General features: G+C 67.2%; 7 protein-coding genes. 1 reads left to right on the forward strand and 6 read right to left on the reverse strand.

Going from position 1 to position 8,060, the window contains the following annotated elements; genetic code table 11:
- The 6 genes from QE494_RS05185 to QE494_RS05210 all read right to left on the reverse strand — a co-directional run.
- A partial coding sequence (locus QE494_RS05185) for a class I adenylate-forming enzyme family protein (RefSeq protein WP_300041845.1) occupies positions 1-1,437 on the reverse strand: 1,437 nt, incomplete at its 3' end.
- 91 nt (positions 1,438-1,528) lie between these two features.
- On the reverse strand, positions 1,529-2,512 hold the full coding sequence (locus tag QE494_RS05190; protein WP_300041846.1) for a tripartite tricarboxylate transporter substrate binding protein: 984 nt from the start codon (positions 2,510-2,512) through the stop codon (positions 1,529-1,531).
- Positions 2,513-2,553: 41 nt separating this feature from the next.
- Complete coding sequence (locus tag QE494_RS05195) at positions 2,554-4,842, reverse strand: arylsulfatase (RefSeq protein WP_300041847.1); 2,289 nt, start codon at positions 4,840-4,842, stop codon at positions 2,554-2,556.
- Complete coding sequence (locus QE494_RS05200) at positions 4,839-6,458, reverse strand: GMC family oxidoreductase (protein WP_300041848.1); 1,620 nt, start codon at positions 6,456-6,458, stop codon at positions 4,839-4,841. Before QE494_RS05200 ends, QE494_RS05195 begins: the two co-directional genes overlap by 4 nt.
- Positions 6,455-7,174 (reverse strand): thiamine pyrophosphate-dependent enzyme, encoded by a 720-nt coding sequence (locus tag QE494_RS05205; RefSeq protein WP_300041849.1) that lies wholly within the window; start codon positions 7,172-7,174, stop codon positions 6,455-6,457. The genes QE494_RS05200 and QE494_RS05205 overlap by 4 nt, the downstream gene beginning before the upstream one ends.
- A 2-nt stretch (positions 7,175-7,176) precedes the next feature.
- Positions 7,177-7,707 (reverse strand): thiamine pyrophosphate-binding protein, encoded by a 531-nt coding sequence (locus QE494_RS05210; RefSeq protein ID WP_300041850.1) that lies wholly within the window; start codon positions 7,705-7,707, stop codon positions 7,177-7,179.
- Positions 7,708-7,814: 107 nt separating this feature from the next.
- Here QE494_RS05210 and QE494_RS05215 point away from each other — a divergent pair.
- Positions 7,815-8,060, forward strand: a 246-nt coding sequence (locus tag QE494_RS05215; RefSeq protein ID WP_300041851.1) for a hypothetical protein, incomplete at its 3' end; no start/stop codon positions are given.

The following is an 8,060-nucleotide window of genomic DNA, read 5'->3' on the forward strand; positions in this document are numbered from 1 at the left end:
GAGGGCACCAGAACGCAAGACCACATAGGCCACTGGCGTTTCGCCCCATTGTTCGGAGGGGACACCGACAACGCCGCATTCACCAACCGACGGGTGGCCGCGCATCACGACTTCGAGGTCACTCGGGTAGATGTTGAAGCCCCCGGAGATGATCATGTCCTTGCGGCGGCCCCGCAGCATCAGAAAACCGTCTTCGTCGAAACAGCCCAGGTCGCCGGTGCGGATGTAGCGCCGGCCTTCCTCGTCGAACCACTGGGCCTCGGCGGTGCGCGCCGGGTCGCCGGAGTAGGCGGTCATCATGGCGAAGGAATGGCCGACCACTTCGCCCACCCGACCCGGCTCGGCCTCGAAGACCTGGCCCTCTTCATCGAGCAGGCGGATCCTGTGACCCGGTGTCGGCTGGCCCACGGTGTGCAACTTATCAGGATGCGCCTGGCAATCGAGCAGAAACGTGCCGCCGCCCTCGGTCATGCCATAGAGCTCCAGCATGCCACCGGGCCAGCGGCGCACGATGTCGGCCTTCAAGTCCGCGCGAAAGGGTGCGCTGGTACTGAGCTTCATGACAAAGGCGCTCAGGTCGTAGTCATCGAAGCTGGGGTCGGCCATCACGCGCTGGTACTGCACCGGCACCAGCATCGTGTGGGTGGCGCGAAGGGAAGCGGCCAGCTCGAGATAGCCCGACACGCTGAACTTGGGCACCATGTGCACCCGGCCGCCCGCGGCCAGGCAGGGCAAGACCGCCACCAGGGTGGTGTTGGAGTACAGCGGCGTGGCAATCAGCGTCACCGAGTCCGTCGTCATCTGGTAGCGCTCTGCGCGCCGAACATGCATCCAGCGCATCAGCTGGGGCTGGACGATACCCTTGGGCTCACCGGTGGTGCCGGAGGAATAGATGATGTTGAACGGGTCGCCGGGCGTCACGTTCGCCGGTGTCGGCACCCCCGGCTGATCGCCCCAGGGTCGGCCCTCGCTCCGATAATGACCCTCGGTGCTGATCTCGATCAGTGACAGGCCCAGGCCGTGACGGCCAAAGTCCAGGTCGGCATCGGCAAAGAGCCAGCGCGCACCGCAGTTGGCCAGCATGCTCGCCCATTGAGCGGGCGTGGCCAGCTGCGGCAGCGGCACCGCCACGCCACCGGCCACCACCACCGCCAGATACGCCAGCAATTGCGCCGCATTGCTGCGCCCCAACATCGCCACCGGCTCGTGGGGCCGAAGGCCCTGCGCCTGGAGGGCTGCAGCCATGCTGTGCACCCGGTCGACGAGCGCACGCCAGGTGAGCGTCTGCTGATCGTCCGACAGCGCGATCGCATCGGGCCGCAGGCCCGCCCAGGGAGTGAGCCAATCGGGCACCTGGCAAAAATCGGCCGACCAATCCGGCCAAGGGCGATCTGCGGGCGTTTGCATAGGAGCGTGAGGGAACTGTTGCTTCATCATGTCGCGCCAATTCTAGGCAGCGCGCCTGTGTGAGCCCGACTCGCGCGGGCACGGGCCGTGTGGACCCGAGCCCGTGGGGACCCGATCAATTTCAACCGGTCAGGCCCAAGCGCTTGACGACGCGTCGCTCATTGACGATTTCCTTCTCGACGGCCGCGACGAAGGCGCGCGGGCTGTCGGTGACGTCCATGATGGCCGCATTGCGCTGGACGTGCGCGCGCACCGCTTCGGTCGCGCAGGCCTCGGCCAGCACCTGATGCATCCGCTGCACGATGGCGTCCAGCGTGTCCTTGTGCATGGCCATACCACCCCAGGCGGAGTACTGGTAGCCCGGGACGCCTGCCTCCGCCAGGGTCGGCACGTTAGGAAGCGCCGGCAGTCTGGCGGGAGTGGTCACCGCCAGCGCCCGGAGCTTGCCGCCCTGGATGTTGGGTAACAGCGCGCCCAGCACACTGATGGTGAAGTCGATCTGTTTGCCCAGGAGGGCGTTGGCCGATTCCACCGCGCCCTTGTAGGGAATGTGGGTGGCGCTCAGGCCGGGCAGGGCCTCGGTCATGTACTCGACCGCCATGTGCGCGGGGGAGCCCTGGCCGGCGGTACCGAAGGTCAGGGTGCCGGGCCGGGCCTGGATCGCCTTGACCAGGTCTCCTGCCGTCTGGTAAGGCGACTCCGCGTTGACCGCCAGCACGAAAGGCGAATTGCTAATGCGCGTGACCAGCCGCACCTCGCGCAGCAGGTCGAATGGCGCAGGCATGGCCGCCAGGGTCACATGGCCAGAGGACAGGTACACCAGGGTGTGGTTGTCGGCGGGCTGGGCAGTCATCGCCCGCACGCCAATGAGGCCGGAGCCACCCGGCCGGTTTTCGACCACGACGGAGGTGCCGAGGATGCGAGCCACTTGCTCGCCGACCGAGCGCGAGGTGCTGTCGGGCGTCCCGCCAGCCGGGTAGGGCACGATCCAGCGCAGCGGCTTGCTCGGCCAGTTGGCGGGCTGGGCCATGGCGGGAAATTGGGTGGCCAGGCCGGCTGCCGCCAGCCATTGAAGGGCGCCACGACGACGGATCGATTCATTCATGAGTGCATCTCCTGTTGATGGACGGGTAACACGTTGCGCCCTCAGTCCAGTTGGACTTCGGACTCGAGCCGGTTGACGATGCTTCCGGGTGCTTGGGGTCCCGGCTCAATCCGCACGCGACGGATCTGCCCGGGGTAGGCGTGGGGATCGCCGGGGGTCAGGCCTGGAATCACTTTACGCTTGCGGTCGCGCCCCACATCCATCCCCTCGCCCGCGATGCGCAGGAAGGTGGGCGTGGTGTCGATCTCGCCCACCTCGGCGCCACCGACCAAGACCTTGGCCCGCCCCTCGCGGTTACCCATGGCCTTGTGCAAAAGCTCCAGCGTCTGGGGCCCGGGCTGCAGGGCCACTTGCGCGGCATGCGTGTGCGTGGGCGAGGCGCGATAGACCACCTGCAGCTGCCCCTCGCGGACCTGGGCCGACAGGCCGTTGAAGCTGTCGCCGATGGCGAACAGCACGCCCGACTGACCTGGCTGCCAATCGAACTCGCACGAGAGCCGGTAGTCGCGGTCGCCCACCAGGGGCGAGACGAGCATGGGCGAATAGGTTTCCGTCCCGGGCCAGAAGTCGCGGGGCGAATTGGCCAGCCGGCGCATCGGGTCGGGCACCGCCAGCACGCGCCGGTTGTCGCGGTTGTCCAGCGGGTAGACGTTGAAGCGGGCGGCATCCGCCTCGAAGGCCGCCAGCAGCTCGGCGAGCTTGTCGGGCCGGGCGGCGGCCAAGTCCTTGCACTCGGTCGGATCCTCGTCGAGGTTGAACAGCATCCAGCGGTCCAAGTCGATGGGCTGTGCGGGCGGCTGCAGCGAGACCGCCTTCCAGGGCCCAAGCCGGTAGCCGCGATGCCCCTCGAGTTCGTAGTACTGACGGTCACGCTGACTGGGATGATTGCCCTGCGTGAGCGAAGCCGCGAAGCTCACGCCATCGAGCCCGCGGGTCTTGAAGCCTTGGTGCTGCAGCGGGTAGTCCATCTTCAGCAGGTCAAGCACCGTGGGCAGCAAGTCGGTGGCGTGCACCCATTGCTGGCGCAGGCTGCCGCCGTCGGCGATGCCAGCCGGCCAGTGCACGATGAACGGCACCCGAATGCCGCCGTTCATCGGCGTGCGCTTGTAGAAGCGAAACGGCGTGTTGCTGGTCTGCGCCCAGGCCACCGGGTAGGCGGGGTAGGAGTTCATCCCGCCCAGCGTGCCCGACTCGAGCATCTCGCGCGCAAGGGCCGGGTTTTCCTTCTGGGTGACGCGCTTTTCGAAAATGTTGGCCGATCCACCCGGACCGCCGATCGAGGACGCGCCGTTGTCCGAGGTCAGAACGAACAGCGTGTTCTCCCAGACGCCCAGGCGCTTGAGCTCGGCGCTGATCTCGCCGATGCTGCGGTCGATGCCTTCGACCATGGCCGCATAGATCTGCATGTAGCGCGCCATCAGCGGGCGCTGCTCGGGCGGCACATCGTCCCAGGCCGGAATGCCCGGCGAGCGGTCGCCCAGGCGCCAATCGTCCGGCACCAGGCCGGCACGCTTCTGGCGCTCGAAGCGGGCCTCGCGGACCGCGTCCCAACCGGCGTCGTACACCCCGTCGTAGCGGGCGACTTCCTCGGGCCTCGCCTGCAAGGGCACATGGGGCGCGTTGTGCGCCAGGTAAAGAAAGAAGGGCCGCTCGGCGTCGTTCGTCACGTGCCCGCGCAGAAAGCGCATGGAGCGGGCGGTCCAGTCGTCCGTGCTGTAGTAGTCGGCCGGGTAGGTGTCCGCGTCGACGAACTCATTGCCGTTGATCAGGTGCCCTGGCGAGAAGAAGTTGGTCTCGGCGCCGAGGAATCCGTAGAACCGGTCAAAGCCCTTTTGCAGCGGCCAGGAGGACTTGTCAGCGCCAGAGGTGGCCTGGTAGTCGGGCGTGTTGTGCCACTTGCCGACCCCATAGGTGCCATAGCCGGCCGAGCGCAGCATCTCGGCCAGGGTGGGCGCGTCCGGGCTGATGGCACCGGCCTGGTAACCAGGGTAGCCCGGCAAGGCGTGGGTGAGCCAGCCGCAGCCGACCGAATGCGGGTTCTTGCCTGTCATCAGGGCCGCGCGGGCCGGGGTGCACATCGGCACCGTGGTGTACTGCGTGTAGCGCAAGCCCGCGCCGGCCAAGGCATCGATATGGGGCGTGTGGATCTCGCCGCCATAGCAGCCGAAATCAGAGAAGCCCAGGTCGTCGAGCAGAACGAACACGATGTTCGGCCCGCGCCGCCCTGGCGTGGGGGGCCACCAGGGCTGGCTGTCCTTGTGCGTGCGGCCAATCTTGGCCTGGTGGCCATGGGCCGGGTCACCGGACTTCAGAGGTCCTGTCTGACTCATGATCGTGATCCCAAAAGGAGGTCGGCGGCCTTCTCGCCGATGGCGATGGAGGCGGCGTTGGTGTTGGACGAGGGCATGGTGGGCATGATGGAGGAGTCCACCACACGGATTGCATCGAGCCCGTGCACCCGCAACTGCGGGTCGACCACCGCCGCGTCGTCGACACCCATCTTGCAGGTTCCGATGGGGTGCCAGGAGGTCTGCCCGCTCTCGCGGATGTAATGCAGCAGTTCTTCGTCGGAGACGGCGCCGGGACCGGGCCGGGTCTCCTCGGTGATCAGATCGGCCAGGGCCCCTTGGGAAGCGACCCGGCGCGCCAGCCGGAAGGCTTGCAGCATGATGCGCCGGTCTTCCTCGTGCGTGAGGTAGCGCGGGTCCATCACCGGGTCGAGCAGGGCGTCCGGCCCGGTCGCGTGCAGGGACCCGCGCGATTGCGGACGCAGTTGGAACAGACCGATAGAAAAGCCCGGGAAGGGGTCGAGGCCGGCACCGCGGGTGCGGGAATACCGGCTGGCCGCGCTCAGGTGATGCATCTGAATCTTCACCGTGGGCTGCGCCTGGCTCTCGTCGGTGCGCACCAGCGCATGCACAGTGGCCGAGGGCGTGGCCATCATCCCCTTGCGCGTGAGCAAATAGCCAGCGCCCATGAGGAAGGGCCGCCACCGGCTGGACATGATCTCGTTGAGCGTGACCCGGCGCCGGGCCCGAAAGGTGATGCGTGTCTGCAGATGGTCCAACAGGTTCTCGCCCACGCCTTTCAAGGCGTGCACGACCGGGACACCGATAGATGCCAGCAACTCGGGCTGGCCGACCCCGGAGACCTCGAGCAATTGCGGCGACTTGATCGGACCGGCCGACAAGATGACCTCCGCGCGCGCATGGGCCACGGCGTTGACGCCTTGGCGCTGGTAAGCCACGCCCACCGCACGCCGTCCCTCCCAGAGGATCCGGGTAGCCACGCACTCGGTACGCAGGGTCAGCGTGGCGGGAAGATCGCCCGCCAGATAGCCGCGCGCGGTGCCACAGCGCTCGCCGCCCCGGGTATTGAGCTGGAGATGGCACACGCCCTCGTAGCGCTCGCCGTTGTAATCGGGTGTCTGCGGGATGCCTGCCTGCTGGCACGCCTCGACGAATGCGTCGCCCAGCACCTGCGGGTCGTGGCGCAGGCTGGTCACATGGATCGGCCCGCCGCGCCCGCGCCACTGGGGGTCGCCCTCGGTGAAGTTCTCCATGCGCTTGAAATAGGGCAGCAGGTCCTGGTAGCCCCAGCCCGGGTTGCCCAGGTCACGCCAGTGGTCGAACTCGGCCGGGTCGCCCCGGACATAAATCATGCCGTTGACCGAGCTCGAGCCGCCCGGCAGGCGTCCGCGCGGCCAATAGATTTTCTGGCCATGCAGAGCGGTCTGCTCCTGGGTGTTGAAGGGCCAGACGTAGTCGGGGTTGAGCAGCAGCCGGCCAATGCCCAGCGGGGTGCGCACCCAGAAATCGTTTTGGCGCGGCGCGCCCGCTTCGAGCAGCAGCACCTGCTTGCCGGCATCGGCCAGGCGCCTGGCCAACGTGGCGCCCGAGGAGCCGGCGCCGATCACCACATAGTCAAACGTCTCCGTGGAAGTCACACGGTTTCCCCGCGCAGCCAGGACTGCAGGCGAACTGCCTCTTGGCCCATGCGCTCGAACTGCCGGTCTGGCATTTCGTCCTGCACAAAGCCCGGCTTGGTGCGGGCAGGCACCGGGTCGACCCCGAGTTCGACGAAGACGGGGCCTTCCATCGCCAGCAACGCGGGCAGGCGCTGCTCCCACACCTGGGCGTCGTCGATGCGCTCGGCATGGACATAGCCCGCCACCCGAGCCGCGCCGGCAAAGTCAAAGCCCGCCGCAGGTGCAGTGAGGTTGCCCAAGCCGGTGAACTGGGTGCCGTTGTGAATGACCGCATGCAAAAACTTGCGTGGCTTGGCACGGGCCACGGTGGCCAGTCCGCTCAGCTCCAGCATCAGGCTGGCGTCGCCGTCGACCACCACCACCGCCCGGTCAGGCTGCGCCAGCGCCAGGCCCAGCCCCAGGCACGCGGCGCCGCCCATGAGAGGCACCGAGCTGATGCGGCTGCGCACCTTGTCGGCCTGGCTGTCGTCGGCGCTGACCGCCTTGACCAGTTTGGCAGCGGCAAAGCCAATCAGTAACCCCGCGGTACCGCCCAGGGTGGGGATGCCCTTGGCGTTGCCCTGGGGGCCTTCGATCATGTCGAAAGTGAACATGGCACCCATGGTGGCCACGAGCATGGAGTCGTGGGGCCGGGATTTGGCGACGGGGGCGCAGGCCTGCAACATATTCATCATGATCAGCTCCAGGACATCGGTGCGCCCAACAGAATCACGGCGGCAGTGGATCGCTGCTGGGCCACTTCATAGGCTTGGTCCAGCAGGCCCAGGTCCGTCGGACGCTCGAGGCGGAAATAGGGAATGTCCAGCGCATCGAGCATCGGCTCCATCACGCGGACCATGGTGCGGCGGGACAGGCGCGAGTCCTGCCCGAGGTTGGCGTACTCGCGGCCGAACTGGCCGACCAGGAACACCAGGGGAATATGCGCGTCAAGGCAGACCGCGCGCAGCGTGTTCACGCAGTTGTAAAGGCCTTGGTTTTGCATGGACACCAGGGGCTTCTTGCCGCCCAGCGTGAGCCCGGCCGCCATCGTGACGCACTGGTTTTCGCTAGCGGCGTTGATCTGGCGGATGCCGTGGCTGCCGGTCTCCAGCTGCTGATGGAGCGACATCTGCACCCAATCGGGAACCGTGACAAAGTGGTCGATAGCCGCCGCCTTCATGCGTTCGAGCATGGCGGTGGCCGGGATGGAGTATTTAGAGAGGTTCATACGCGCTGCGGTTGTTCGGATACGATTCTTCTTCCGCGAGCCGGACTTCACAGTCGGCTACCCGACACAAGGCATCAGGGTATTCGCCAACCCTCCTCCAGACTGCCATGCGCCCCGCCCCTCCAGCCGACCTCCGGTCGCCGCACGATCAGGCACTGGCGGCGCTGCGTTCCATCCCCTGGCTGATGAAGGCGCAGCCGGGCACGCTGGCGCTGATGGCCGGGTCCGCACAACTGGAAATCCACCCCGGCGGCACTCAGGTCTGCTGGCGCGGACGGATCTCCACCCATTTCATGGTGGTGGTGCGGGGCACGCTGCTGGTGGGGTTTGATCTGCCCGACGGACGGCGGCAC

The organism is Ramlibacter sp. (assembly GCF_029866045.1).
In the GTDB taxonomy this organism is placed as follows: Bacteria; Pseudomonadota; Gammaproteobacteria; order Burkholderiales; family Burkholderiaceae_C; genus Ramlibacter.

Bases quoted from the DNA above. Each gene is read 5' to 3' on its own strand.
- QE494_RS05210 (WP_300041850.1), bottom strand. From the start codon at position 7,707: ATGAACCTCTCTAAATACTCCATCCCGGCCACCGCCATGCTCGAACGC.
- QE494_RS05195 (WP_300041847.1), bottom strand. From the start codon at position 4,842: ATGAGTCAGACAGGACCTCTGAAGTCCGGTGACCCGGCCCATGGCCAC.
- QE494_RS05205 (WP_300041849.1), bottom strand. From the start codon at position 7,174: ATGATGAATATGTTGCAGGCCTGCGCCCCCGTCGCCAAATCCCGGCCC.
- QE494_RS05190 (WP_300041846.1), bottom strand. From the start codon at position 2,512: ATGAATGAATCGATCCGTCGTCGTGGCGCCCTTCAATGGCTGGCGGCA.